At 72.4% G+C, this 1,828-nt stretch carries 2 protein-coding genes; one reads left to right on the forward strand and one right to left on the reverse strand.

The features are described from left to right. Positions 1 to 152: 152 nt before the first annotated feature. The gene (locus FV228_RS28580) at positions 153 to 764 is read left to right on the forward strand and encodes a glutathione S-transferase family protein (RefSeq protein ID WP_147857564.1); all 612 of its coding nucleotides are present in this window, start codon (positions 153 to 155) and stop codon (positions 762 to 764) included. On the opposite strand, the gene FV228_RS28585 is transcribed toward FV228_RS28580, so the two are convergent. Beyond that, positions 746 to 1,828, reverse strand: a 1,083-nt coding sequence (locus FV228_RS28585) for an ATP-binding protein (RefSeq protein ID WP_147857565.1), incomplete at its 5' end; no start/stop codon positions are given. The genes FV228_RS28580 and FV228_RS28585 overlap by 19 nt on opposite strands.

Here is a 1,828-nt window from a genome sequence, read left to right on the forward strand (position 1 = left end):
GTTCTGCACCGTTGCTCCCCTCTCCCGACCCGGCCTGACGGCCGGCCCACCCTCCCCCGCAGAGGGGGGAGGGAGACGCGCTTGGGGTCAGCCTTGGCCCACATCCACCAGCCGATATGTGAACCGTGTCACCCAGCACTGCGAGGCCGCCGATGACTGAACCACTGGTCATCTACGGGGATCCGGGCTCCGGGAACTGCCTGAAGGTCAAATGGGTGGCCGATCATCTCGGCATCCCGGCGACGTGGCGCACCATCGATGTGCCGGGCGGCGGGGCGCGTGAGCCGGCGTTCCTGGCGCTGAACCCCGCCGGCCGGGTGCCCCTGGTCGTCTTCCCCGACGGCGAGACGCTGTCGGAGTCGAACGCGATCATCATCCATCTGGCCGAAGGCTCGGCGTTGATTCCCGAAGCGGCGCGGGCCCGGGCCCGGATGCTGCAATGGATGTTCTGGGAGCAGTACAGCCACGAGCCCTACATCGCGGTCCGCCGCTACCAGATGCATTACCTCAAGCGCGCACCGGAGGCGCTCGATCCGAAGCTCGCGGAGCGCGGCGCGGACGCGCTCCGGCTGATGCAGGCGACGCTCGAACGCTCCGCCTTCATGGCCGGCGGCGTGCTGACGCTCGCCGACGTGGCGCTTGTCGCCTACACCCGCATGGCCCACGAGGGCGGCTTCGACCTGGCCGCCTACCCGGCCATCCGCGCCTGGATCCCGCGGGTCGAGGCCGGGCTCGGGATCGACCCCTATGCCGGCCCGGCCTGATCGGCGACCCGGGCCACCTCGGCGTCGCCGCCGTATTCCGGCAGGCTGACGCGCACGGTGGTCCCCTGCCCGACCGTACTCTCGATGGCGAGGCGGCCCCGGTGGCGGTTGAGGCTGTGCTTGACGATGGCGAGGCCGAGGCCCGTCCCGCCCCGGGCGCGGCTTGAGGCCACGTCGACCCGGTAGAAGCGCTCGGTCAGGCGCGGGATGTGCTCGGGCGGGATGCCGGGGCCGTCATCCGTCACCGACAGCACGATCCGGCGGCCGAGCCGGGGGTCGTCCTCCCGGGACAGGCCGACGCCGACATGGCCGCCGCCGTACTTCACGGCGTTCTCGATCAGGTTCTCGATCACCCGGGCGAGCTCGTCGGCATCCCCGGGCACGGGATATGGGCCGTCGCCGTCCGCGAACCGCACGGTGGCGCCCCGCGCCTCGGCGGGGGGCCCCTGCGCGTCGACCATCTGGCGGGCGAGCGCCCCGAGATCGACCACGGTGGTCGGGGCCACGTGCTCGCGCAGCTCGATCCGCGACAGGGACAGCAGGTCGTCGATCAGCCGGGTCATGCGCTGGGCCTGGACGCGCATGATCTCCAGGAAGCGCTCGCGCGCCTGCGTGTCCTCGCGGGCCGGGCCCTGCAGGGTCTCGATGAAGCCGATCAGGGTGGCCAGCGGCGTGCGTAGCTCGTGGCTGGCATTGGCCACGAAATCGACCCGCATCGCCTCGAGCCGACGGGCCGAGGTGAGATCGCGCAGGAACAGCACCGCGCTGACCCCCGACCCGTCGGGCATCGGCAGGGCGCCGATCTGGACCTCGAAGGTCCGCTCCAGAGGCACCCGGGTTGACAGAGGGACCCGGCGGGGCATGCCGGAACTCAGCACCGCCTCGACCCCGTCGAGGACCTCCGGGCTGCGCAGCGCGAACGACAGGGGCCGGGCCTGAAGCAGGGCCGGCAGCAGCGCCCGGGCCGCCGGGTTGGCCTCCACCACCAGGGTGCGGCGGTCCACCAGGATGACCGGATCGGGCACGTGGGCCAGCAGCGCCTCGGCGATCGCGTGGCGCTGGGC

Source organism: Methylobacterium sp. WL18, from assembly GCF_008040015.1.
GTDB lineage: Bacteria > Pseudomonadota > Alphaproteobacteria > Rhizobiales > Beijerinckiaceae > Methylobacterium > Methylobacterium mesophilicum.

What these genes read in the sequence shown, in the direction of transcription:
- FV228_RS28580 (WP_147857564.1), top strand. Translation starts at nt 153, where the DNA reads ATGACTGAACCACTGGTCATCTACGGGGATCCGGGCTCCGGGAACTGC.